Genomic DNA, 24,626 nt, shown 5'->3' with positions numbered 1-24,626 from the left:
TATATGTCCCTGCTGTTCGCGCGTGCAATGGCTATTAAAACAACGCGACGTGAAAAACGGCGGCATATTTCCCTAAACGTAACTGAGTATAGAAGAGGATTTTTTAAAGGGGCGTTTATCCGGCGAGTACCCTTCCTCACGTTGAGCCCATAAGGCAGTGTGTTTCGCTAAAAACGCTCGGGCGAGGTTTATTGTCTGCTTTGAGCGAGGGACAAACGCTGGGGTGTAAAAAAAAATCGCCAGATGGGGTAGTAAAGGCTAGATTTAATTCAGGCATAACTGGTATGACCACATAAATAAGGCTCTATGAATGCGTTCAGTCATAATACCCGTCAATGAAGGTGGATTTCTGGCAGCCACAATTTGGGAAAGAAGCGATGCCAAAGCGATAGTGCTCCTTCATCCGGCAACGGCGGTTGTACAGGGGTTTTATAAGGGATTCGCAGAATATCTTTTTAACAGAGGATTCAACGTCCTCACATACGATTATCGCGGCACCGGCCTCTCTAAATCCGGGCTGGTCCGTACTTACCGCGTTTCTATGTCTGACTGGATCGACCAGGACGTCGGATGTATAACCGCCTGGGCTAAAGCACATTTTCCAGAGCTTAGCCTGTTGGCGGTAGGACACAGTGTGGGCGGGCATGCCGTTCTGCTTTCAACAGCCACCCACGCCCTGCAAGCTGCGGTCATTGTAGCCTCACATGCCGGGGTGACGAGCACCATCAAACGCACTACAGAAAAGGTGCGTGTCTGGTGCGTATTGCGTGTTCTGGCTCCGATTCTGTGTCGTATTTTCGGTTACATGCCTGCCAGGCGCCTGGGGCTGGGTGAAGATTTACCGGCGCCAGTCATGCTTCAATGGGGGCGCTGGAGCGCAATGCCTGGTTATTTCTACGATGATCCACACTGGAATGCACGCCAGCGGGCAAGTGAGATCACCCTACCCGTGCTGGTAATGGGATTTGATGACGATCCCTGGGCTAACCGTGAAGCTATTGCGCGGCTGATGGAGCCAGTGCAACAAGCAAAAATAGAACGCTGCGAGATACGGCACGCAGAGTTTGGTCTTTCGTCCATTGGGCATATGGGATTTTTTCGTACACGATGTGCGGAGAAATTATGGCCCGTCGTCGGTCAATGGCTGGAGAGTCAGTGCCCGGATTGAACGACGCGTGAACATGACCTTTCTGAGTATTCAACATATTAAAACCTGCCGGCATAAAAATTTGGAAATTTAACGGAAATGGTTAAGCTTCTTAGACACATGCTTAAGGGATAGTCAGGAAATGATTGTTAACTGTATGGTCTACCGTTCAGGCCACCCCGCCGAAACCGTAGATATTGAGGATATCAGTGAAGTCATCCAGGATACCGATGCGTTTATCTGGCTGGGGCTTTGGCAACCTGAACCTGCGTTTATGTACAAAGTCCAGGAGGAGTTCGGTCTGCACGATCTGGCCGTTGAGGATGCGCTTAATGCACATCAGCGGCCTAAAATAGAGCGTTATGGCAGCTCGGCATTTATCGTTGTAAAAACCGTCAGTGGACAGGACGACAATATTGAGTTTGGCGAAACGCATTTGTTTGTGGGCCGAAACTTCCTTATTACGGTGCGCCATGGTGCTTCAGTGAGCTATGCACCTATACGCGCCCGTGCTGCTGAGGCCCCGGACATGCTTTCGTACGGTCCGGCTTATCCTCTTTACTGTATTCTGGATTTTATTGTTGACAGTTATGCAGAGCTGACTGCGCGCCTCAACACCAAAATTGGTGATATAGAAGCGACACTTTTTCACAGTGAATTTGACCGTGAAGCTATTCAGGACGTGTATTCCCTCCGCCGTAATCTACTCGGGCTTCGCAACGCCGCTCAGCCAGTAGAAGAAATCTGTACAGAGCTTATCCGCATTCATGAAGAACTTATTCCAAAACCCCTCAGGGCGTATTTCAGAGATATTCAGGATCACGCAAGCCATGTAGTAACGGATGTAAATGACATGCGTGAGCTGCTAAGCAGCGCGATGCACGTTAACCTGGCACTGGTTTCAGTGCAGCAAAACGAAGTCGTGAAGAAACTGGCCGGTTGGGGGGCCATCCTCGTGATCCCGACGGTAGTCTTTAGCATGTATGGTATGAACTTCGAACATATGCCGGAACTGAAGACGCTCTTTGGTTATCCGGCTACGGTCGCTGTCACGCTGGGAGCCTGTGTATTACTGTGGCTTCGGCTCAAACGCTCTCGCTGGCTTTGATTGATAAGCGATCTGATAGTTTTTGGTGTCGTGAAGTACAGTAAAGCCTCACGCTTATGTCGATTATGCCACGACACCATACCCTATCCGTTATTTCCCCTGCATATGTCGGTATATTCCTGTTCACCGGGACCCGGTTTCTCAATCCGGGATCGCCCGCTCCACCGTTTATAAAATCCTGAAAAACGAGGCTATCACAGGGCAAGGTCACTCGTTATTCTAAATTATCAAACCACATCGATAATTATTATATTTGTTTATGATTCATTGAGCTCAGATGTGAATTTATATTGACGGACGTAAACATTATTTTTTCACACAAGGATGGTTAATATGAAAAGGGTTTTTATGACGGCTGCATTAACGGGTTTATTTGTCAGTAATAATCCGTATGCAGGAGAAAGCTATCTGGTCTATAACCCACATAATATTGCGGTATTTGAAGTGCGTTTCTTTAATGTTGGCGACGGCCCCTTTATGCCGGACTGGCCGAATGCGTCTGAGTCAACCTGGGATCTTGGCCAGCAACAAAAAGAAAAAATACTCGATGCTATGCGTTACTGGGCTGAGGTTATTACCCCCAGCCCAGGGCAACTGCCTGCCATTATCAATGTGGGGACGTTTAACGACGAGAATGCCGCAGGTTCCAGCGATTCAGTTACCGACGGCATTATAAGTCTGACGCAGTTGCAAGGCGCATTGAACGGTATTGATACCGGAGAGCTGACCTTTGGCTCCCACGCCCAGTTCATCATGGGCAAACTGGATTTTGATAACGTTCCCTATGTGCCCGCGCAATTGCCGCGCACTGGAAAGGCCGATCTGGTCAGCGTCGCTGTTCATGAGCTGGCACATGGACTGGGAATATCCAATATGGTTACCGATCTGCAAGGAAGTGGCACATTCACGCCTGCTTTTGATACCGTGCCTTTTGGCTCCTGGACCAGCCATCTGCGCGATGACCGTGGCAATCCTGCCCGGCCAGGGCAAGTAATATTGTGTATTGGATGCAATAACAGATGGGATCCACAAGGCTTTGATGTACGGCTTGATAAAGGCTATTTCACCGGCAGGCATGTGGATGAAGTCCTTGCAGGCGCCATGCCTGGCGTGCCGGTGAAAATGTTAGCAGACGACGGCTCGGTCGATGATAACTACATGAGCCATATCGAGCTGAAAAACAGCATGATGAGCCATCAGAACTACCGCAATTACACCACGTTTATGGAAGCGGAACTGGCGTTGCTGCAGGATATGGGATATCAGATTGACCGGCGTAACTTTTTCGGTTTTTCGCTATATGGCAACGGGCAAACGCTCGTTAACCGCAATGGCTATTTTCAGCGTAATCAGCAGGCGGATGGCTATCTGGCTGGTCAATACAATACCGCTAATCTGGGAGTTGGCCTGCATGTGTATGGCAGTAATAATCATATCTTTCAACAAGCGGACCTGTTGACGTCAGGGGCTGGCGGCGCGGGCATCCGTATAGATGGGCAAAATAACACCCTGAGCATCGATCCCGGTGTACGGATATACGCCGATGGCGTTAATGGCCGTGGGGTGATGTTTGCCTACGGTAAACAGCACAGCCTTATTCAACGTGGCGACGTTCAGGCACTGGGAGCCAGTGGCGTCGGTATCAGTTTTGATTTTGGCAATAACCTCCTGGGTAACGAGGTGGACTATCGTGGATCCTGGCTTCATATCGTGGACGGCTATTACGATGCGTTATTACCCGAGTTGCAGGGAGCGCTGGTAGACAATGCCGACATCAGCGGACGGGTTGCCGGTAAAGGCGCGGCGATTTATATATCACCGAACGCGCTGGTCGGTAATATAAATATATTAACGGGTGCCCGGCTGGAGGGTGATATTTATTCGGACTACGCCCAGCGGGATGACTATGGCCAACAGCGGTTAACGCTGCTTACCTTCGGTCGGAAGGCCAATGCGTACGGGCAAGCGACGGAAGCTGCCGATGCTGATTTCAGCTTTACGTACCGCGGAAACATTGAAGGTATCAATAATCTGGCACTGGACGCGCACGGAGGGAAAACCTCGCTTAACGGCGATTTTCAGATTTACAGCATGACTATCGCGCCAGGTGCCAGCCTGTCCGGCAACGCCAGCTATACGCTTAATGAGGAAGGCCGCTTTGTAAATAACGGGATCCTTGCGCCGGGTAATTCACTTGGGCAAATCAATATATCCGGTGCTTATCAACAGGGGAATACCGGGCAGTTGTTGTTGGAAGTCGACGGGCGCGGCAGGCATGATACTCTGCGAGTGGACGGTCACGCACAATTTGACGGTCAACTGACGTTTGCGCCGCAGCCGGACTGGTACGCAACAAACTGGCGTCTGAATACGCAAGATTTGCTAAAAACGGACGCTTCCGACGGCAATTTCAGTGCGGTGAACAGCGTGCTCCGTTCACCCACGCTAACGCTGCAAACAACGCCACAGGGAAAGAATGGCTGGCAGCTCTCAATGCTGCGCGCTTCAAACGCATACAGCAGGTATGCGCAGGACGCTAATGCGCGGCAGGTAGGGCAAGCGCTGGATAAAATTGTGGCGGAAGCTAAGTCGGATATACAACCGCTGTACCGTACTCTGGATTTCTCAGCCACTGATGGCGGGAGTATCAGCAATGCCTTGCCGCAACTTTCTGCGGGCGCCTACAGCGCCATGTTCGCAAGTTCCCTTCAGCGTGAACAGCAGATAGCGCGGATCGTGGGCGGGCCAAATCCTGTGGTTATGCCGAAGCAACTGACGGAAGGCGAATGGCGCAGCTTTGCCATACCCTTTGGCGGCGGCTTCTGGCAACAGCGTCAGAGTGACAGTGTAGGGTACGACGCCAGCAGTTATGGCATTGTATTCGGTGCTGAAAAACAAAACGATGAGAATCACAACTGGATGTATGGCTTTCATGGTGCGGTCAGCGGTCAGTCGGTGACGGTGAAATCACCAGAAACCGCAACCGGGAAAACCACTGCTTTCGATCTGGGTGTTCATGCTCGTTACGGCGCTGAAAGGTCCGAAGGAATGTATTTATTCGGCACTGGCCGATTGGGTATTGAAGACAGCTGGCTGGACAGAAACATTAATGTAGAAACTTACGGAGCAAGCCACCATGCCACCTGGACCGGATTGTCAGGTTCTGTTACGGCCGGCGGAGGCTATCGATGGGCGCTGAATAATAATGTGAACGCCGGACCGGTAACGTCATTGAATTACACCACATTACATCGTCCCGGCGTGAAGGAAAGCGGCAATGACGGCAGCCGACTGATGCTGGGTTCGCAGACCTTCGATTCTCTGAGATCAAGTATCGGGGTGAATGGTAACTGGAATGTACCCCTCGCTTCAGGGGCATCGTTCGCAGCTGAGCTGCAGCTCAGCTGGGATCATGAACTGCTTGATGGCAACGTAGTGCAACACGCCTCTTTCGCCAACTATCGAAGCACAGGGTTTAGTTCCAGGAATCAGGTGACTGGTCGTGACACTCTGGGTGTTAAGGCAGGTATGAGCTATAAAATCAACGCTGATGTCGAATTGGGCATCGGGGTTGAAAGCGAAATGTTTCGTTCTGGCTATGACTCGATTGCAGGTAATCTTTCAGCCACATGGCGTTTCTGATGCCTGAGGACGAGAAAATAATAGGACTGGCCCTATCCCCGGCGTTGCCGGGGTATTCCTGAAGGCTTTTGATATCAAAAATGGCTTGTGTCGCCCTGGCCATGCTCACCTGAACCTCTAACCCGCTTAAGCTGGATCTCTTCACCACGTTGCCAGGCATCCGCTCCCTTAGCAACTGGGTGCGCCACAATATCCTTACGTTCTTCTTTGATGGCTTGCGTGCTCACGTCAAAGCGTCGATCTCTGTCCGCCAGAAGTTTAGGGTCTAACTGCCCTTCCCCGGTAAAGCCCATCATCAGTGCCGGAATGCCGAGCGGCAGCTTTTTATCGCGGTCGGTGTGCCAGGTATGCCAGGTCTTGCCGTAGGTATTCACAATTTTGCTCATCAATGCTTTGTCAGCCACTGCAGGTAAACCTGGAGCAATCAGGCTGCCGGATTTCACTTCATATTGATGGCTGTGCCACAATTTTTTTTCTTCCGGCGGCAGTGTGTTAAACAAACGCTCACTAATGATGTACTCAACGCCCATTAAACGGGCATCTTTGGTGTTACCGTCGTAGATCACCGCCTGCATCACGTCTTCATTCAACACGGTTACATAATGATGGGCTTCCATCTGGCCATTTTTATCCCCGCTATAAAAATGGAAACCGTCAAGGTAGGCACTCATTGCATCAATGGGCGGACGGGACTGGATAAGCTGAGCACCGGCTTCAAGCGTGCTCGTCCCGACGGAGGTTTTTACACCCGGAACAGGCGTATTTGAAGGGGTATTGTTCGCGCCACAACCCACTAACGTCAGGCTCGACAATAATAAAAGCGATAATGGTTTCATTGACCCTCCCTGTAAAAGTCACTTTACTGAAAGTAGTACATTCGCGCAGACACGCCAGGAGAGTTTTTATTAAACCATCCGGCAAACTGGCGTACGTTCCGTTTAAGAACACCATTTAAATACTGGCAGAAAGAGCATCAGAGATTTTTCAGCCGCGAAGGCCATTTTTCTGAAGATATGGAGTTGATCGCAGAAGAGTTTGAAGTGGTTGAGATCCTGTAGGACAAAGTAAAGGGGCTGGCGTTTGATCAATTGCCATTTATATCAGTGCCCGCTTCTGGCACAAAACAGCCATTAACATTCATCGAATTCTCAGTAAATCTGAATACCGGGTCGTATACCGCGGTGAAAGCATTTCACGCTTCATCTGCCATTGCTGCTGTATGCCCTGCCCGGCAAAATAAAGCGTACCCTTTCCATCTTTCGCGTTCAGACGATCCAGCACTTCCATCAGCTTTTCACTTCCGGCACGCGGCGCGCTATTGTCAAACAAATTGAGCTGGGCAACGCCCTGGCTGAAGAAGTCCCCGAGCATAATGCCGGCTTTCTGGTAGCGGTGGCCCTCCTTCCAGATTTTGTCGAGGCACTTTACCGCGGCGTTGATAATGTCGCGGGAGTCCTGAGTGGGTGTGAGAAGCGTCATTGAGGCACTGTTGCCGTAATAGGGTTCGTTCAGAGCGAACGGAGAGGTCTTTACGAACGCCGAGATAAAGCGGCAATACTGGTGCTCGCCACGTAACTTCTCAGCGCCACGGGCCGCATAGCTGCATATAGCCTGGCGCACCTGCTCGTATTCTGTCACGCGCTCACCGAATGACCGACTACAGACGATCTCCTGCTTTGTCGGTGCAAACTCTTCCAGATCGAGGCACGGCTCGCCGCGCAGCTCCCGGACCGTTCGCTCCAGCACTACATTGAAGTGCTTGCGGATAATCCACGTGCTCTGCTCTGAGAGATCCAGCGCCGTTTTGATACCCATCGCATTGAGCTTCTTGCTGATGCGCCTGCCCACGCCCCATACGTCCTCTACAGGCACGATAGCCAACAACCGGCGCTGGCGGTCGATATTGGATAAATCAACCACCCCACCCGTCTGCTGCTGCCATTTCTTCGCCGCGTGATTTGCCAGCTTCGCCAGCGTCTTCGTCTGGGCTATGCCAACGCCGACCTTCAGGTGCGTACGCTTCAAAACCGTTTCACGGATCTCCTTGCCAAAATCAGTCAGGTCCCGGCAATTACGAACCCCGGTGAGATCACAAAAGGCCTCATCAATGGAATATATTTCGACGCGAGGGCTTATTTCTTCCAGCGTGGTCATTACCCGGCTGGACATGTCAGCGTAAAGTTCGTAGTTACTGCTGAAGCAAACCACGCCGGCGCGCCGGAACAGGTCTTTCTGCTTAAAGTATGGCGCCCCCATGGTAACGCCAGCGGCTTTGGCCTCTGCGCTGCGCGCTATCACGCAACCGTCGTTATTTGAGAGGACAACCACCGGTCGGCCTCTCAAATCTGGCCTGAATACCGTCTCGCATGATGCATAGAATGAATTCACATCACAGAGCGCAAACATATCAGCTGGCCGATTTAACAATAAAAGTGACCACACCAAAAACGTCCAGCGTGTCTTCACTGCCAACGATAATCGGTGAATAAGCGCTGTTCATCGGATTGAGTTGAACATTAGGCCGCAGTTGCAGGCGCTTAACGGTGAATTCCCCTTCCACCGCGGCGATGACGATATCGCCGTGCTCAGCCGTTCGGGAACTATCGACCACCAGTAAATCGCCGTCGCTTATTCCCCCTTCAATCATTGAATCACCCGCGGCTTTAACGAAATACGTCGAGCTGGGGTGGGCAACCAGAAGTTCATTAAGATCAATGCGCTGCTCCACATAATCGGCAGCCGGGCTTGGGAATCCGCACTGAACTAAATCGCTGAAAAGTGGAAGCGCGATAATCTCACGCAGTTCTGTAGGTCTGATAAATTCCATTACGCATACCTCTAATACTGTTTTTATATACAGTAGTTTTGTTTTGAAGCACGCGCAAGGCAGCTGAACCGTAGCGACTGTTTAAACCTTCACCGTTTCGTTTGTAAGTTTCTCTCTGGCTTCAAATTATGGTTTTTGTAAATTTTACGATTAAACGCTTCGACTGCTCGTTTTAAAGGCTAAATGAATAGATTGTCATCAACATAAACAAGGTGAAGAGCGGCATGGCATTTCTTTAGCCGGAATGCCGTTTGACTGTACCCATATACAGTAGTATTTTTACGTGCAGACAGAATCGCACAATTAATATTCATAGGGAAAAAATAATGTTTGTTGAACTGGTTTATGACAAGCGAAACGTACAGGGGCTGGAGGGAGCCAGGGAGATAATTCTGGCTGAACTGACAAAACGTGTGCACCGGATTTTTCCTGATGCCAGCGTGACGGTTAAGCCAATGCAGGCGAATGGCCTGAATAGCGATGCCAGCAAAAGCGACCGGGAAAAGCTGAACCGTATGCTTGAGGAAATGTTTGAAGAGTCGGACATGTGGCTGACGCAAGAGTAACAAGGTTAACAAATACCAGCCCACCGGGGAAAAACCGGGCGCAATGCCCGGTTCTGTTTTCAGCCAGTAATGCCTTTAATCACTCACCCGCGGTTCTCCAGCATCGGTTCATTTCTCGGATCGTGCCCGCAAGATAAAAACGCCTCCCGGAATTTCTGCCCATTTTCTCGCGTTATCTTGCACAAAATACAGCTTTTGCATGTCGATCAAGTCATCTTATCCCTGCCCTATACTTTGAGTATGACATCCGACTGGAGGTTTCTATGTGTGGACGCTTTGCACAAGCCCAAACCCGTGAAGAATACCTGGCCTACCTTGCCGACGAAGGCGATCGCGACATCGCGTATGACCCGGCCCCCATTGGTCGGTACAACGTCGCGCCCGGTACCAAAGTCCTGCTGCTGAGCGAACGCGACGAACTACTGCACCTCGATCCGGTGTTCTGGGGCTACGCACCTGGATGGTGGGACAAAGCACCACTGATTAACGCACGTGTAGAAACCGCGGCCACCAGCAGAATGTTTAAACCTCTGTGGCAACATGGCCGGGCGATCTGTTTTGCCGATGGATGGTTCGAATGGAAGAAGTCAGGTGACAAGAAACAACCCTACTTCATCCACCGGGCCGACGGTCAGCCAATCTTTATGGCGGCGATCGGAAGCACACCGTTTGAGCGCGGCGATGAAGCCGAGGGATTTCTGATTGTGACGTCTGCGGCTGATAAAGGCCTCGTCGACATTCATGACCGCAGGCCACTGGTTTTGTCACCAGAAGCGGCACGCGAGTGGATGCGACAGCATGTTGGCGGGAAAGAAGCTGAAGAGATAGCTTCAGATGGTGCAGTGCCCACCGATAAGTTCGTCTGGCATGCGGTAACGCGTACAGTAGGAAATGTAAAAAACCAGGGGAGGAATTTGATTGAGCAAATAGAAATCAAATCTGAACTTAGTTAGACCTGCACTTTTTAGATGGGATAATAAAACCCTTCCCTCTATTGAAGTCAAAACCTTTGACAACTCCTGTCATTTTACGAGACAAATTATTTCCTTGCTATAAATCAAATTTGACGACACAGGAAAAATTTGGATTGGCTAATCTAATCTGTATGGCCTCCCAGATGGCTAAAATAAGATTTGCTTAAAAGATCTACACGTGCCTTAATGATGCGGTTGGTTCGATGCAATGTGAATCTGACTTTTCCAAAGTAGTCCTCATAACCAGGTGCTATCTCTGATATCCCCTCCTCTTGAGTCCATACGTATGCCATCATGCGTTTCTTTTCATGAACTTGTAACTTTTAAGTGTTCAAGTGGAGTTTTTATGTCATCAAAAATGATAGGTCTTGTTAAGTGGTTTAACGATGATAAGGGCTTTGGCTTCATCTCCCCACTCGATGGAAGTAAAGATATCCTTGTTCACTCTTCTTCTCTACAGGGAGAGACATTCAAAACTCTTTTTGAAGGCCAAAAAGTTAAATTTGCTGTCATTGCCGGTACCAAAGGTCCGACAGCTGCAAATGTTACGCTTTGCGATAAATAACCCCCCTCAATGACCGCTTAAGCTTCTGTGAATTAAATAATCAGAAGCGTCATTTATCGTTTGCGAATATCATTACAACAGGCCAGCATATTTACAGCACCGTCAAATTTGCTGACCGATGTGATGAAATGCAGGACTGCTGCATGAATAGTCTCAAAGCAGAAACTAACTGCTTATAAAATATTAAAGTGCGTAAGAGGTTAGGCAGCCTCCAAAAGCATCACTTCTTAGTTATTATATGAGATTTTTTAGTAATGTTGAGGGGATTTGAACAACGCGTTGCAGTAAGGGCAAACCAGTTGAGCTCCCTTTTGTACACGATTGTAACTGTGCTCCGAGTCTCTTGTGCAGTTTGGACAAGGGCATTTGACTAAATAATTTCGGCGGAATTGCGTGTTTTTACGTGCAGACATAAGCTTCTCCAGTACAAATGGACTGCTACAGTACACGTTAAGGCAGAATATTGCTTGTTTTAATTTCGAAAGAGGTAACTAAACGTCAATAAATCAACCCCTTTCGAACAACCCCGGGCCATAAAACCCCCTGAAATACATGGTGATACATGAAAAAAGTAATTATTTTCTTTAATGGTAAACCAGGTAAAGTAATCACCGTACTTAAGGGCGTGACATCAATACGCGAACAATACCCTAATGGAGAAGGGATAAACCTTCCGATAATGTCAGCCGGTTTTCCCTCTTTAACAGGTGACCATGAAGTTATCTATGTTGCATCAGATCGAGAGCTTACATCTCAGGAAATATTAGATGCAGCCAGGAAGTATCTATAAGCTTCAATATCTTCTACCAACACTGCAGATAACCTTTAGTAACAAGCATTATTAAAACAATTAGGAATTATCAGTATTGCCTACCTGGCGTAGGCTTTTTTTTTCATTTAGCAGACGATACATTCCTGTCTAATGTCATATATTTTTTAGGACTCGGAACATTTTTTGATTCAAACAGTCTAAAAGATATACTCACAAAGGGGGCCTTTATGACAACGCTTATCATCTCTACTATCGTGGCAATGGTACTGGCATTGATGATTTTAAGTCTGATCAAGATCGGGATCAGCGTATCGAACAATCCTGATGAACTGTAATGTATTCAAGTTTCCATAACCTCTTTATTTACTGGGCAGCCTATTCACCTTTCCTCGCAGGCAGCGCCACTCCAGCCCCGGGTACGTGCCACAATTAATTCCCTCTCCATTGGCGCAGCAGGAAGCTGCCCAGTCGTTCGCCCTGATATATAGGGTCAGCCATAAGAAAGTTATCCTGCAAATTTCGCAGAATTTAAGGATTCATTTTGGGGAGGAATTTGGAGGAGTTTCGGGGAAGAAAAAATCGAACAAAAAACCGGGCATCGCGCCCGGTTCTGTTTCCACACTAAAAAGCCCTTAAACACTCAATCCACGATTCTCCAGCATTGGTTCGATCCTCGGATCGTGCCCGCGCCAGTTCCGGTAAAGTTCAGCTAAATCAGTGCTGTTGCCGCGCGACAAAATCGCCTCGCGGAATTTCTGTCCGTTTTCGCGCGTCAAACCACCCTGCTCGACAAACCACTGGTAGCCATCGTCCGCCAGCATCTGCGTCCAGAGATAGGCGTAATAGCCCGCCGCGTAGCCGCCGCCGAAGATATGGGCAAAATAGCTGCTGCGATAGCGCGGCGGTACGGCTGGAAGATCCAGCCCTTCTTTTTTCAACGCGGCGGCTTCAAAGGCTTCCACGTCTTCAACGGGCTCATGAATGCCGTGCCAGTTCATATCCAGCAGCGCGGCGCTCAGCAGTTCCGTCATGTCATAACCCTTATTAAACTGGGTCGCATTGAGCATTTTTTCCCGCAGCGCATCCGGCATCGGCTCGCCGGTTTGATAATGGCGGGCAAAGTGCGCAAACACCTGCGGATGGCTGGCCCAGTGTTCATTGATCTGCGACGGGAATTCAACGAAATCACGCGGCGTGTTGGTGCCTGAAAGCGTGGCATAGCGCTGGCTGGCAAACAGGCCATGCAGCGTATGGCCAAACTCGTGGAACAGGGTAATCACATCATCCCAGGAGATCAGCGCGGTCTGCCCGTTCGCTGGTTTTTGATAGTTGCAGACGTTATAAATCACCGGACGCGCGGCAAACTCGTAAGACTGCTCAACAAAATTCCCCATCCACGCCCCGCCCGCTTTGGAATCACGCGCGAAAAAGTCGCCGTAGAACAGCGCCATGCCTTCACCCGTGTGGTCGAAAATCTCCCACACGCGAACGTCCGGGTGATAAACCGGAATATCGAAACGCTCGACAAAGCGGATACCGAACAACTGCGTGGCGGTCCAGAATACGCCATCTTCCAGCACGGTATTGAGCGCGAAATAGGGTTTGATCTGCGACTCATCCAGCGCGTATTTCGCTGAACGCACGCGTTCGGCATAAAACGCCCAGTCCCAGGCCTGCACCGTAAAACCGCCCTGCTCGTCGTCAATGACCTTCTGAATATCCGCCTGCTCCAGCGCGGCCCTGCTGCGCGCCGCAGGAACTATCCCGCGCATGAATTCGAGCGCGGCATCCGGCGTTTTCGCCATTTGATCGGCAATGCTCCAGCTGGCATAGTTATCAAAGCCGAGCAGTTGCGCCTGTCTTGCCCGCAACGCGGTAAGCCGAAGGATCAGGTCGCGCGTATCGTTTTCGTCGCCTTTTTGAGTGCGTTCCCAGCCCGCGCTAAACAGCTTTTTACGGGTCTCGCGCAGAGACAGCGCCGCCAGCGCGGGCTGTTGCGTGGTATTCAGAAGCGGGATCAGCCAGCGATCCGTCAGCCCTTTTTCTGCGGCAGCATGAGCCGCGGCAGCCATCTCCTCCGCACTGAGTCCGTCAAGCTGGTGAACATCATCCACCACCAGCCCTCCCGCCTTATTCGCCGCCAGCAGGCGCTGGTTGAACTGGCTGGTCAGGGTGGCGGCTTCGGTATTCAGAGATTTCAGCTCGGCTTTTTCATCGGCGTTCAGACGCGCGCCCGCAAGAACAAAGTGCTGATACGTCTCCTCCGTCAGTCGGCGGGATTCGGCATCCAGCGTGTCGCGATCCTGCCAGACGGCTTCCACGCGGGCGAAAAGCGTATCGTTTAGCCAGATATCGTTCGCCAGCCCGGCCAGTTCGGTGGAGAACTGCTCGTCCAGTGCCTGAAGATAATCGTTGGTGTGTGCGGACGTCATGGCGAAGAACACGCTGCTGACGCGCGACAGCATGGCCCCGCTCTTTTCCAGCGCCAGCACGGTGTTGTTGAAGTCCGGCACGGCGCTCTGCGCGATAATCGCGTCAATATCTGCACGCTTGAGGCGCATTGCTTCATCAAACGCCGGGCGATAGTGGCTGTCTTCTATCACATCAAAACGCGGAGCCTGATAAGGCAGCAGGCTAACGTCAAAGAAAGGGTTGTTGACCGACATCGTTTACTCCTGAGCACGGTATTTCTCACCAGAGTAGGCCAGCCTGCTCCGGCCTGCAATGGCGTCATACAAATGTTGCCTTAACGATCTGCCCGAGTGCGTGCTATGGTAGTACAACACAAAAAGCGTTGAGGAACAGTGAGATGATTATATTAGTTACCGGGGCGACAGCAGGTTTTGGTGAAAGCATCACGCGTCGCTTCGTCGCCAACGGACATAAGGTGATTGCAACGGGTCGTCGTCAGGAGCGTCTCCAGGAGTTGAAAGACGAGCTGGGCGACAGCATCCTGACCGCACAGCTGGACGTGCGCAACCGCGCCGCCATTGAAGAGATGATTGCCAACCTGCCTGCCGAATGGCGTGAAATCGACGTGCTGGTCAATAACGCTGGCCTGGCGCTGGGCATGGAGCCTGCCCACAAAGCCAACGTCGAAGACTGGGAGAACATGATCGACACCAACAACAAAGGCCTGGTGTACATGACCCGCGCCGTGCTGCCGGGCATGGTTGAACGTAATCGTGGTCATATCATTAATATCGGTTCCACCGCAGGCAGCTGGCCTTACGCGGGCGGCAACGTCTATGGCGCAACCAAGGCCTTTGTACGCCAGTTCAGCCTGAACCTGCGCACCGACCTGCACGGTACCGCGATCCGCGTGACCGATGTTGAGCCGGGTCTGGTCGGTGGAACGGAATTCTCCAACGTGCGTTTCAAAGGCGATGACGCGAAAGCGGATAAAACCTATGAAAATGCGAATGCGCTGACGCCGGAAGATATCACCGAAACCGTCTGGTGGGTCGCGACGCTGCCGAAGCATGTCAACATCAACACGGTTGAGATGATGCCCGTCAGCCAGACCTATGCCGGACTCAGCGTGCATCGCGGGTAATTCACCCTTCCCGGCCTGCGGGCCGGGTATGTGATGACGGGTAAAAGAATGGTAGTATGTTCAGGTTAACTCTCTGAGAAATCACAACCCATGGCCGCTGAATCGCAACTTAATCCTACCCAGCCTGTAAATCAGCAAATTTATCGCATCTTACGCCGTGATATCGTTCGCTGCCTGATCCCACCGGGAACGCCACTCTCAGAAAAAGAGGTTTCGGTACGTTTTGACGTTTCTCGTCAGCCCGTGCGCGAGGCGTTTATTAAGCTCGCAGAAAACGGCCTTATCCAGATCCGCCCTCAGCGCGGCAGCTATGTAAATAAAATTTCGCTTTCGCAGGTACGGAATGGCTGTTTTGTTCGCCAGGCCATTGAGTGCGCCGTTGTGCGTCGCGCCGCGTCGCTCATCAACGATAACCAGTGCTACCTGCTGGAGCAAAACCTGCATCAGCAACGCATTGCCATCGACCGCAAACAGCTGAACGACTTTTTCCAGCTGGACGACGAATTTCACCAGAAACTGGCGCAGATCGCCGAGTGCCAGCTCGCGTGGGATACCGTCGAAAACATCAAAGCTACCATCGACCGCGTGCGCTACATGAGCCTCGACCATGTTTCTCCGCCAGAGATGTTGCTGCGCCAGCATCACGATATTTTCAGCGCACTGGAAAAACGCGACGTGGAAGCCGTAGATAAAGCGATGACGCTTCACCTTCAGGAAATTAGCGAGTCAGTTCAGTTAATTCGTCAGGAAAACCGCGAGTGGTTTAGCGAAGAATAAAGCTTCGCCGCCCCCTTTCGGTTGCGGCGAAGTGATTAGCGGACCACTAATACCGGAATAGTGGCGTAGCGCAGGATAGTTTCAGCATTCGAGCCCAGCAGATGTGTTGTCATGCTCGGGTTTCTTGACCCAATAACAATAACGTCATATTCCCCTCTTTGCTGAGCTGGATGATTTCATCGCGTACGTTGCCGAAACGTACTTCACAATCAATATTTTCCGGGGATATATCAAAGAGCCGTTTCAGTGCCTTCATCTTCTTATCCGACTCGGCGGTCATATACTCTTCGAACTTCTTAATATCGGCATTGAACCCCCGCAGTAACGAACGACTGCTGTTAGGGAGAATGTTGACCAGGGTGATCGTCGCGCCTTCCGATTTCGCGAGGTTGACCGCGTGGCGTACCGCTTTATCGCTTAGATCCATTTCAAACACGTCAACAGGCATCAAAATTTTCTTATACATAAGCCTGACTCCTTTTCCGATGAAGGGTTATTTTCTGCCTCCAGAATGGCATTGTGGATATAAACAAAGCCTAAACGCTTGCGTCTGGAAACTATCAATTAAGGAAAATAACTGTCCGCTTTGTAAAGCGGTGTCCTGAACCGTCAACGCCATCAGGAAATAAGAAAAAAGTGTGAGCTTGATCAAAAGCAAATAATTTCGTTTAAGAGAGGCGTATTAATAGTGCCCCGTGAACGGCAGCCGTTGAATTAGCGCCGTAACGGATAAGTGCGAGAGGAGAAAATACCATGATGACATACGACCGTAACCGAAATGCAATCACCACTGGCAGCCGCGTCATGATTAGCGGCACAGGTCAGTTCGGCGTGATTAAAGCGATCCACAGCGACGGCCTTAATGCCGAGCAGGTGCGTCGTGGTAAAACGGTTGAAGTGGAAGGATGCGAAGGTAAGTTCGAACCGATTGAGCTGATTCGCCTGGGGATGCACTAAGCTGTGCCCCGACATGCCGCCGCGAACGGCGGCATGTCAAAGCGTTAAAGCCGGACTGCGTACTCAGCAACCGTGGCCTTCGCGCCTTTTTGCAGCAACGTTTGATAGGCCTGCATGACGGCAGCCACGAATACCGTGTCCTTCGGCAGCTCGTTACCGAAAATAGCCTCAATGCCCAACAGCGCGCTAACGCGGCTTTCACCTTCAGCGCTACCGTTTACCGCCGCCTGAATCACCGCCAGCTGCGGATCGCTCACCTCAATCGCGTTACCCTGCTCATCCACACCGCCGACATAACGCATCCAGCCCGCCACGCCGAGGGCCAGCAGCGGGAAGGGTTTCTGGTGGACAAGGTGCCAGCGCACGGAATCGAGCATGCGCTGCGGCAATTTCTGGCTACCGTCCATGGCGATTTGCCAGGTGCGGTGACGCAGGGCCGGATTGCTGTAACGCGCAATCAGCTGGTCGGCATAACGACCCAAATCCACGCCCCGCACTTTCAACGTCGGCGCCTGCTCTATCAGCATCAGCGCATGCGCGGCTGCGCGATAATGTTCATCTTCCATGCAGTCGTTAATGTGCTGATAACCGGCCAGATAGCCGAGATAGGCCAGGAACGAGTGGCTGCCGTTAAGCATTCGCAGCTTCATCTCTTCAAACGGAATGACATCAGAAACCAGCTCCGCACCGGCCTTTTCCCACTGGGGACGTCCGGCAACAAAATTATCTTCCACCACCCACTGGCGGAACGGCTCGCAGGCGACACCTGCCGGATCGCGTACGCCAGTCAGCTGTTCGATTTTATCCAGCGTATCAGCCGTGACGGCGGGCACAATGCGGTCCACCATCGTTGACGGGAAGGTGACGTTCGCTTCGATCCAGTCCGCCAGATCGCCGTCTACGGCGCGCGCGTAGGCACAGGTCACATTGCGCATCACGTGGCCGTTCTCCGGCATGTTATCGCATGACATCACGCTGAATGCCGGTAGCCCCGCCGCCTTGCGACGCGCCAGCGCCTCAACCACCACGCCCGGCGCAGATTTAGGCTGATGCGGGTTTTGCAGGTCTGCAACGATTAACGGATGATCGAACATCAGTTGTCCGGTTGCCGGGGAGTGGCAATATCCTTTCTCGGTGATGGTCAGGGAAACAATGGCGACCTGCGGCTCGCACAGCGCCGCCAGCACGGTTTCCAGCCCGTCGATCTGCGCATGCAGCGCGTTTTTGACGACGCCGACCACGCGCGCCGTCCACGCATCGGCAGACATCTCTGCCACGGTATAAAGGTTATCCTGTGCCTTCAGATCGGCGATCTGCTGTTCGCCGCCAATCAGGTTAACTTCGCAGTAACCCCAGTCGCTGCCCTGTTCTGCGGCGAGTATATCGGTGTACACCGCCTGGTGCGCACGGTGAAACGCGCCAAACCCTAAATGAACAATGCGTGCCTTGAGGCTGTCGCGATCGTATTGAGGATGCGTTGCCTTCGCCTGTAATAACCGGTTTTCCATGATTGAGACTCGTTAATTAATGAAAGCTGTGATCCACTGCCGCTTCCTTTTAAGAGCGGCAGCGCCTGCTGACTACACCAACTAGAATGGTAGTCGGAGTCAAAAAACGCTGCCATTAACCATACTGATACATCGTTTTCAGATCTTGATTTACATTAACTTTTCGCCATGTGGTGTGACATCAGTAAAAAGTTGTGTGACAGGTAACGCAAGATGTAAACCACTAGCGGCGTGAAGAGAGCGCGCCGTACGCTACCGAGTTCTTATGAGGAGCCTCCGCAGCATCTTCGGCTTCACTCAAATCGCGGTCGCGCACTTCCGGCATCAGCAACGCGGAGACCAGCCCAATCAGCGAGTACGCCACCAGCATCACCACAATCGGCCACCAGGACCCGGTCATGTTGCAGAAGATCCCCGCCAGCACCGGACCAAACCCTACAGCTACCAGCCCGCCCGCCTCTTTCGAAATAGCCATGCGGGTAAAGCGGTTCCGCGAACCAAACATCTCTGCCATGGTGATGTTTTCCAGCGCGAACAGCCCGAGCACCGCAAAGTTATGAATAACGATGATAGAGAGCATAATCACGCCCGGCGCGTAACTCTTATCGACGATAATCGACAGCATCGGGTAAGCCAGAATAATGGCTGAAATGTTAAGGAGGATATACGGCAGACGGCGCCCCACTTTATCGGACAGCCAGCCCAGCAGCGGGATGGAGAGGAAGCCGAGAATCGAACTGATCATCAGCGCATCGGTTGGGATCGCCTTATCAAACAACAGCGTCTGCACCAGATATCCGGCAAGGAAAGTCTGAATCAAACCTGAGTTGCCGGCCTGACCAAAGCGCAGCCCCGTCGCCAGCCAGAACGATTTGCTCTTAAACATCGCACCTAATGAGGTATCCGGCGCAGCAACCGGCGCAACGGTTTCGGCGTCGTTAACCTTCTCAAACACCGGGCTCTCTTTAAGGTTCATACGCAGCCAGATGGCGAAGATCATCACCACCACGCTGGCGAGGAACGGCACGCGCCAGCCCCAGGCAATAAGTTCTTCACGATCGAGGGCAAAGAACATCACGGCCCAGATCGCCGTGGCGCTCAGCGTCCCGCAGTTGGTTCCCATGGCCACCAGCGAGGAGATGATGCCGCGTTTACCCTTCGGCGCGTACTCCGCCAGCATGGTACCTGCGCCGGAGATTTCTGCCCCCGCGCCCAGCCCCTGAATAATGCGCAGCGTCACCAGCAGCACCGGTGCGAAAATCCCGATCTGCGCGTAGGTTGGCAGGACGCCGATTAAGGTGGTGCAGATCCCCATCATGGTGATGGTGATAAACAGCACCTTTTTGCGGCCAATTCTGTCGCCCATTCTGCCGAAGATAAATGCCCCGACGATACGCGCGATGTAGCCTGCCCCATAGGTGCCCATCGCCAGGATCAGCGCCATGGCCGCGGATTGTTCAGGGAAGAAAATTTCATGGAATACCAGCGCGGCGCCAAGGGAGTAAAGCTGAAAATCCATAAACTCCAGGGCGGTGCCCAGCCAGCCGGATACGGCGGCTTTCACCAGGTCTGACGTACTTCTTTGAGGTTGTGCTTGAGTCATAATGGCTATCTCTGCAAGGTAAGATGCGTACCACTGAGAGCCTGTCTTCGCAGGCTCTTAACCGCGTGAATTATTATTGGTCGAACGTGAGCAAGACTTTGCAGCACTGCCGCTGGTCTTTTTCAAACAGTTCGATGGCGTCTGTAACGTGGTGATAGTCAAATGTATGGGTGACCAGTTTTTCAGGGTCGATCAGCCCTTTTTCCAGCCAGTCAATGACCACCGGAAATTTGTTGGCATTCAGGCGCGAAGAGAAGATCGACAGCTCTTTGCCGGTGATCCCCTGTTGCACGATCTGGCTCGGGTCGCTGGAGAAGCCCATCAGCACGATGCGCGCCGCCGGAGACGCCAGCGTAATCGCTTCCTGCAAAATGGACGGATGACAGGCAGCATCGATGATTAACGTCGGCTTGATGCCTTTTTCATCCAGCGCGGCCTGTAATGAGTGCTCGCTGTTGTTGAAGACCCAGTCTGCGCCGCTGCGTTGCGCCATCCCCAGCCGCTCATCAATGCGATCCACCACGATGACCTGCTTCACCTTGTAAACGCCCTTTAGCGCCTGCACGGTGACCAGCCCCATCGGGCCTGCGCCGTAGATCAGCGCCACGTCCTGTTCGGTGGGTTTCGCCTGCCCCGTCACGTTGGCGGCAATGGTGAAAGGCTCAACCATCACCGCGTGTTTGTCAGGGATCGCATCCGGAATGTGCCAGGCATTTTTCGCCGGCACGACGGCGTATTCGCTGAAGCCACCGTCACGGTGGACGCCCAGCACCACCAGCGAGGTACAAACGTTCGGTTTTCCGACGGAACACGGGTAGCAGTGCCCGCAGCTGATCACCGGATCCACAGACACGCGCTGGCCCAGTCGGGTGCTCTCCACACCTTCGCCAACCGCGTCTATTTCGCCAAAGAACTCGTGACCGATTACCCGCGGGTATTTCGCAAACGGGTTATGCCCGCGATAGATATGGCTGTCTGAACCGCAGATACCGGCGAGTTTAATTCTGACGCGGACGTCGCCTGCGCCCGGCAACGGGAGAGGACGCTCCTCAATCACCAGCATATTCGGCTGTTGGATCACTACGCTTTTCATCATTCGCTCCTCGTTTACCAGTTCCAGAGGGTGCCGTCTTCCAGACGGGCCACCGGCAGACAGGCCGGTTCGTACGGGTATTTCGCTGCCAGCTTCTCATCAAACTCAATGCCCAGCCCTGGCTTGTCGCCCGGGTGCATATAGCCGTTATCGAAGCGCCAGCTGTGCGGGAACACTTCCAGCATCTGCTCTGAATACCCCATATATTCCTGCACGCCAAAGTTCGGTACCCACAGGTCAAAATGCAGTGCCGCGGCGTGGCAAATCGGCGACAGATCCGACGGGCCGTGTGAGCCGGTGCGCACCTGGTAGAGTGAGGCAAAGTCAGCAATGCGACGCATCCCGGTAATGCCGCCCGCATGGGTTATGGTGGCGCGAATATAGTCAATGAGCTGCTCTTCAATCAGCTGCTTGCAGTCCCAGATGCTGTTGAACACTTCCCCCACCGCAATGGGCGTGACGGTGTGCTGGCGGATCAGGCGGAAACACTCCTGGTTTTCAGCGGGAGTCGGATCTTCCATCCAGAACAGGCGGTACTCTTCAATGCTTTTGCCGAATCGCGCCGCTTCGATGGGCGTCAGACGGTGGTGCATGTCGTGAAGGAGATGTTCGTTGAAGCCGAACTGACTGCGCACTGCGTCGAACAGTTTCGGCGTAAAGTCGAGGTATTTCTCGGTGGACCAAAGCTGCTCGTCCGGCCAGTCGCCCTTGGTTGCAGGCTCATACGCCAGCCCTTTTCCTTTAGACATACCATAGTTGGTTTTCATCCCCGGCACACCGCACTGCACGCGAATAGCCTTGAAGCCCATCTCTTTATGACGGGCATAATCTTCCAGTACGTCGTCAATGGTGTGCCCGGTGGTATGACAATAAACCATCACCCCTTCCCGGGAGGCTCCGCCCAGAAGTTGATAGAGCGGCATGTTCGCGGCTTTCGCTTTGATGTCCCACAGCGCCATATCCACGGCAGAAATCGCTGACATGGTGACCGGGCCACGACGCCAGTACGCGCCTTTATAGAAGAACTGCCAGATATCTTCGATGCGGTGCGCATCGCGGCCAATCAGCTGAGGGCACAGGTGATCTTTCAGGTAGGAGGCAACGGAAAGTTCACGTCCGTTAAGCGTGGCATCACCCAGGCCGACAATGCCCTCATCGGTGGTGATTTTAAGGGTGACAAAGTTACGCCCCGGGCAGGTGACAAATACTTCAGCCCCGACAATCTTCATAATCCATTTCCTTACATCGCTCGTTGTGATGCAGGAAATTTACGCAACTACACTACTACCATACAAGTATAACGATCGAAAAATCAGCGGGCGATCACACTATGAGGACGACTATGCGCGTCCCCAGCCGGCCACGATGATCAACATGCCGCACAGGGCAACCAGCGCGCCTGCCCAGTCATACAGGCTTAGCCTGATGCCATCGACAAAGCGCAGCCACAGCAGCGCAGTACAGACGTACACCCCTCCGTAGGCCGCATAAACCCGCCCGCTGGCGGCCGGATGCAGGGTGAGCAGCCAGACGAAAAGAACCAGGGACACACCCGCCGGGATCAGCAGCAGCGCGGAAGCGCCCCGCTTTAGCCAGAGCCACGGCAAAAAGCATCCGATGATTTCACACAGCGCGGTCGCGAAAAAAAGCAGCGTCGTTTTGAACATTTTTCTCGTTTCGTGAGGATTGATTTAGACATCATACGCGATAATGCTCTCATCGTTCCCATACCTGCCGCGCGGGTATGACACCCTTTCGGATTGGTGTAGAATCCAACGGGGTAATCCGATTGTCTGCACCCGTTTAAAGGAAACGCTATGACTACATTAAGCAAACGCCTTTGTCTGACAGCCGCACTGGCGCTGTCCTCGTTCGCCTTCGCCGCAACGGCATCAGCCGAAACCAGCAAACTCATCATTGAGTCTGGTGACAGCGCGCAAAGCCGTCAGAACGCCGCCATGGACAAAGAACAATGGAATGACACCCGCAGCCTGCGTCAGAAAGTGAATAAGCGCGTGGAAAAAGAGTGGGATAAAGAAGACGTCGCGTTTGATGCCCGCGACAAATGCCAGCAAAGTGCCAACGTCAACGCTTACTGGGAGCCTAACACCCTGCGCTGTCTGGATCGTCGCACTGGCCGCACGGTAGCACCGTAATGTCGACGCCGTGTGACGTTAAGCTCCGTCCGCTGGAGCGCGAAGATTTACGCTTTGTCCACCAGCTCGACAACAATGCCAGCGTAATGCGCTACTGGTTTGAAGAGCCTTACGAGGCCTTCGTCGAGCTGTCCGATCTCTACGATAAGCATATCCACGATCAGAGTGAACGCCGGTTTGTGGTGGAGTGCGAAGGTGAGAAAGCCGGGCTGGTTGAACTGGTTGAGATCAACCATGTTCACCGTCGGGCGGAATTTCAGATCATTATTTCACCGGAGCACCAGGGGAAAGGTCTTGCGTCGCGGGCGGCAAAGCTGGCGATGGATTATGGGTTTAACGTCCTGAATCTCTACAAGCTTTACCTCATCGTCGATAAAGAGAACGAAAAAGCGATTCATATCTACCGTAAGCTCGGCTTTATGGTGGAAGGTGAACTGATCCATGAGTTCTTTATTAATGGCGAATACCGTAACACCATCCGCATGTGCATTTTCCAGCATCAGCATCTGGCCGGGCATAAATCCTCCTCCGCCAACCTGCTTAAACCCACCGCGCAGTAACCTGCGCGGTTTTATTCTTAATAATATTCAATGCTGTTTTTGATGGTGTACTTGCGCTCAATGGCAGGTTTAACGCTGTCATCGGTGATCACCAGCTCACAGCTCACCGGGTTGTTGTGGCGATCGTAATCGCAACTCTGCTTTACATTGCCCATCGGTTTATCGTTCAACAGGCTTACCGCCGTATAATCCATGCGCTTACGCAGATCTTTCGACGGCATCGATTTGACCGATAAACGCTGGTCGCCGGAGACCGTGGTTTTACCGAGCGGGTAGCCGTCGGTATCATACTGGTACTTCACTTCCATCTCTTTGCTGTGCGCGGCAACCACAAACCCGTTATCGTCGGTGTCCCACGTCAGGCCGGCAGACGGCAGTTCCGCCAGCTGACATTTTCCCTGCAACTTCACCTTCTGCTGCTGGGTTTCCGCATCGACGTAGTAGTTAGCATCCAGCACCAGCGCAACGCCCGTGTTAGCCTCCAGATCGTGCAGTTCAAGGGTATCGAAACACCCCTCCGACGACATCGTTCCGGTCACGCGTTTAGAGACTTCACCCTTATCGTTCAACAGCGTCTGGGTAAAATCTTTCACCGGCCCGCGCAGAGGGTCAAAGTCAAACTCGTTCGAAAAGCTCGCCATCTCCGGCGTAAATGACAGCGGCGCGGTGTTGTTGTCACATCCCACCAGTACCGTTGCCAGTAGCGTTATCGCTGCGTATTTATTCACATCATTTACCGTTCAGAGAGAGATACAATCATATTAGCAAATACAGCAACTTACATAACAGCTCTTCATTTGACTCTTTACGCTGTA

24 protein-coding genes and 2 pseudogenes are annotated in these 24,626 nt (G+C 52.2%); 14 read left to right on the top strand and 12 right to left on the bottom strand.

Going from position 1 to position 24,626, the window contains the following annotated elements; translation table 11 throughout:
• Positions 1–310 precede the first annotated feature (310 nt).
• From HWQ15_RS18830 to HWQ15_RS18820, 3 genes are all read left to right on the top strand, one after another.
• Positions 311–1,168 (top strand): alpha/beta fold hydrolase, encoded by an 858-nt coding sequence (locus HWQ15_RS18830; protein WP_023306125.1) that lies wholly within the window; start codon positions 311–313, stop codon positions 1,166–1,168.
• A gap of 121 nt (positions 1,169–1,289) precedes the next feature.
• On the top strand, positions 1,290–2,255 hold the full coding sequence (locus HWQ15_RS18825) for a magnesium and cobalt transport protein CorA (RefSeq protein WP_022648001.1): 966 nt from the start codon (positions 1,290–1,292) through the stop codon (positions 2,253–2,255).
• A gap of 333 nt (positions 2,256–2,588) precedes the next feature.
• A complete protein-coding gene (locus tag HWQ15_RS18820; RefSeq protein ID WP_063215914.1) occupies positions 2,589–5,897 on the top strand; it encodes an autotransporter domain-containing protein in 3,309 nt (1,102 codons plus the stop codon).
• Positions 5,898–5,971: 74 nt separating this feature from the next.
• On the opposite strand, the gene HWQ15_RS18815 is transcribed toward HWQ15_RS18820, so the two are convergent.
• A complete protein-coding gene (locus tag HWQ15_RS18815; protein WP_063148836.1) occupies positions 5,972–6,733 on the bottom strand; it encodes an OBAP family protein in 762 nt (253 codons plus the stop codon).
• 117 nt (positions 6,734–6,850) lie between these two features.
• Here HWQ15_RS18815 and HWQ15_RS18810 point away from each other — a divergent pair.
• A pseudogene (locus HWQ15_RS18810) lies at positions 6,851–6,955 on the top strand (ASCH domain-containing protein); the annotation flags it as partial.
• 79 nt (positions 6,956–7,034) lie between these two features.
• Here HWQ15_RS18810 and HWQ15_RS18805 read toward each other — a convergent pair.
• Both HWQ15_RS18805 and HWQ15_RS18800 read right to left on the bottom strand, forming a co-directional pair.
• Positions 7,035–8,303 carry a Y-family DNA polymerase gene (locus tag HWQ15_RS18805; RefSeq protein WP_032622206.1) on the bottom strand — a complete coding sequence of 423 codons (1,269 nt, stop codon included), beginning with the start codon at positions 8,301–8,303 and terminating at the stop codon, positions 7,035–7,037.
• Between the two features lies 1 nt (position 8,304).
• Positions 8,305–8,724 carry a translesion error-prone DNA polymerase V autoproteolytic subunit gene (locus HWQ15_RS18800; protein WP_022647996.1) on the bottom strand — a complete coding sequence of 140 codons (420 nt, stop codon included), beginning with the start codon at positions 8,722–8,724 and terminating at the stop codon, positions 8,305–8,307.
• A gap of 326 nt (positions 8,725–9,050) precedes the next feature.
• Here HWQ15_RS18800 and HWQ15_RS18795 point away from each other — a divergent pair, with 326 nt between their 5' ends.
• From HWQ15_RS18795 to HWQ15_RS18785, 3 genes are all read left to right on the top strand, one after another.
• Complete coding sequence (locus HWQ15_RS18795; protein WP_006808847.1) at positions 9,051–9,290, top strand: DinI family protein; 240 nt, start codon at positions 9,051–9,053, stop codon at positions 9,288–9,290.
• Positions 9,291–9,553: 263 nt separating this feature from the next.
• The gene (locus tag HWQ15_RS18790) at positions 9,554–10,243 is read left to right on the top strand and encodes an SOS response-associated peptidase (RefSeq protein ID WP_058646326.1); all 690 of its coding nucleotides are present in this window, start codon (positions 9,554–9,556) and stop codon (positions 10,241–10,243) included.
• 367 nt (positions 10,244–10,610) lie between these two features.
• Positions 10,611–10,829, top strand: coding sequence for a cold shock domain-containing protein (locus HWQ15_RS18785; protein WP_022647994.1), 219 nt, complete (start codon positions 10,611–10,613; stop codon positions 10,827–10,829).
• Between the two features lie 248 nt (positions 10,830–11,077).
• Here the strand turns inward: HWQ15_RS18785 and HWQ15_RS23135 are convergent, their stop codons facing one another.
• Entirely contained in the window at positions 11,078–11,242 is a 165-nt protein-coding gene (locus HWQ15_RS23135) for a YnfU family zinc-binding protein (protein ID WP_213083702.1), read from the bottom strand.
• Positions 11,243–11,391: 149 nt separating this feature from the next.
• On the opposite strand from HWQ15_RS23135, the gene HWQ15_RS18780 reads away from it, so the two are divergent.
• Entirely contained in the window at positions 11,392–11,619 is a 228-nt protein-coding gene (locus HWQ15_RS18780; protein ID WP_071881491.1) for a hypothetical protein, read from the top strand.
• 209 nt (positions 11,620–11,828) lie between these two features.
• Positions 11,829–11,936, top strand: a complete 108-nt coding sequence (locus tag HWQ15_RS23430) for a YnaM/YnfT family protein (RefSeq protein WP_022647993.1) — start codon at positions 11,829–11,831, stop codon at positions 11,934–11,936.
• Between the two features lie 297 nt (positions 11,937–12,233).
• Here the strand turns inward: HWQ15_RS23430 and dcp are convergent, their stop codons facing one another.
• On the bottom strand, positions 12,234–14,267 hold the full coding sequence (gene dcp, locus HWQ15_RS18775; protein ID WP_063148835.1) for a peptidyl-dipeptidase Dcp: 2,034 nt from the start codon (positions 14,265–14,267) through the stop codon (positions 12,234–12,236).
• 143 nt (positions 14,268–14,410) lie between these two features.
• On the opposite strand from dcp, the gene ydfG reads away from it, so the two are divergent.
• Together ydfG and HWQ15_RS18765 are read left to right on the top strand one after the other, a co-directional pair.
• On the top strand, positions 14,411–15,157 hold the full coding sequence (gene ydfG / locus HWQ15_RS18770; RefSeq protein WP_038415990.1) for a bifunctional NADP-dependent 3-hydroxy acid dehydrogenase/3-hydroxypropionate dehydrogenase YdfG: 747 nt from the start codon (positions 14,411–14,413) through the stop codon (positions 15,155–15,157).
• A 90-nt stretch (positions 15,158–15,247) separates the two neighbouring features.
• Positions 15,248–15,934 carry a GntR family transcriptional regulator gene (locus HWQ15_RS18765; RefSeq protein ID WP_003857403.1) on the top strand — a complete coding sequence of 229 codons (687 nt, stop codon included), beginning with the start codon at positions 15,248–15,250 and terminating at the stop codon, positions 15,932–15,934.
• A gap of 35 nt (positions 15,935–15,969) precedes the next feature.
• Here the strand turns inward: HWQ15_RS18765 and HWQ15_RS18760 are convergent.
• Positions 15,970–16,400 (bottom strand): annotated as a pseudogene (locus HWQ15_RS18760) (universal stress protein).
• A 287-nt stretch (positions 16,401–16,687) separates the two neighbouring features.
• Here HWQ15_RS18760 and ydfZ point away from each other — a divergent pair.
• Positions 16,688–16,891, top strand: coding sequence for a putative selenium delivery protein YdfZ (gene ydfZ, locus HWQ15_RS18755; protein ID WP_003857405.1), 204 nt, complete (start codon positions 16,688–16,690; stop codon positions 16,889–16,891).
• Between the two features lie 44 nt (positions 16,892–16,935).
• Here the strand turns inward: ydfZ and HWQ15_RS18750 are convergent, their stop codons facing one another.
• The 5 genes from HWQ15_RS18750 to HWQ15_RS18730 form a co-directional block, all read right to left on the bottom strand.
• Positions 16,936–18,399, bottom strand: coding sequence for a mannitol dehydrogenase family protein (locus HWQ15_RS18750; RefSeq protein WP_058676693.1), 1,464 nt, complete (start codon positions 18,397–18,399; stop codon positions 16,936–16,938).
• A gap of 223 nt (positions 18,400–18,622) precedes the next feature.
• Positions 18,623–20,002: an MFS transporter gene (locus HWQ15_RS18745; RefSeq protein ID WP_063148833.1), complete on the bottom strand. Its 1,380-nt coding sequence runs from the start codon at positions 20,000–20,002 to the stop codon at positions 18,623–18,625.
• 73 nt (positions 20,003–20,075) lie between these two features.
• The gene (locus HWQ15_RS18740; protein WP_045309024.1) at positions 20,076–21,095 is read right to left on the bottom strand and encodes a Zn-dependent oxidoreductase; all 1,020 of its coding nucleotides are present in this window, start codon (positions 21,093–21,095) and stop codon (positions 20,076–20,078) included.
• Positions 21,096–21,109: 14 nt separating this feature from the next.
• Complete coding sequence (gene manD / locus HWQ15_RS18735; protein ID WP_063215913.1) at positions 21,110–22,324, bottom strand: D-mannonate dehydratase ManD; 1,215 nt, start codon at positions 22,322–22,324, stop codon at positions 21,110–21,112.
• A gap of 111 nt (positions 22,325–22,435) precedes the next feature.
• Complete coding sequence (locus tag HWQ15_RS18730; RefSeq protein WP_023300008.1) at positions 22,436–22,762, bottom strand: YnfA family protein; 327 nt, start codon at positions 22,760–22,762, stop codon at positions 22,436–22,438.
• 150 nt (positions 22,763–22,912) lie between these two features.
• Between HWQ15_RS18730 and HWQ15_RS18725 the strand changes: the two genes are divergently transcribed.
• Both HWQ15_RS18725 and speG read left to right on the top strand, forming a co-directional pair.
• A complete protein-coding gene (locus tag HWQ15_RS18725) occupies positions 22,913–23,251 on the top strand; it encodes a DUF1283 family protein (protein WP_023300007.1) in 339 nt (112 codons plus the stop codon).
• Positions 23,251–23,811 (top strand): spermidine N1-acetyltransferase, encoded by a 561-nt coding sequence (speG, locus tag HWQ15_RS18720; protein ID WP_022647983.1) that lies wholly within the window; start codon positions 23,251–23,253, stop codon positions 23,809–23,811. The genes HWQ15_RS18725 and speG overlap by 1 nt, the downstream gene beginning before the upstream one ends.
• Before the next feature lie 17 nt (positions 23,812–23,828).
• On the opposite strand, the gene HWQ15_RS18715 is transcribed toward speG, so the two are convergent.
• Positions 23,829–24,539 carry a YnfC family lipoprotein gene (locus HWQ15_RS18715; protein WP_045621666.1) on the bottom strand — a complete coding sequence of 237 codons (711 nt, stop codon included), beginning with the start codon at positions 24,537–24,539 and terminating at the stop codon, positions 23,829–23,831.
• Between the last annotated feature and the right edge of the window lie 87 nt (positions 24,540–24,626).

Origin of the sequence: Enterobacter sp. DSM 30060, assembly GCF_013375955.1 — a bacterium.
Lineage (GTDB): Bacteria > Pseudomonadota > Gammaproteobacteria > Enterobacterales > Enterobacteriaceae > Enterobacter > Enterobacter intestinihominis.
This window is presented reverse-complemented; position numbering and strand designations above follow the sequence as displayed.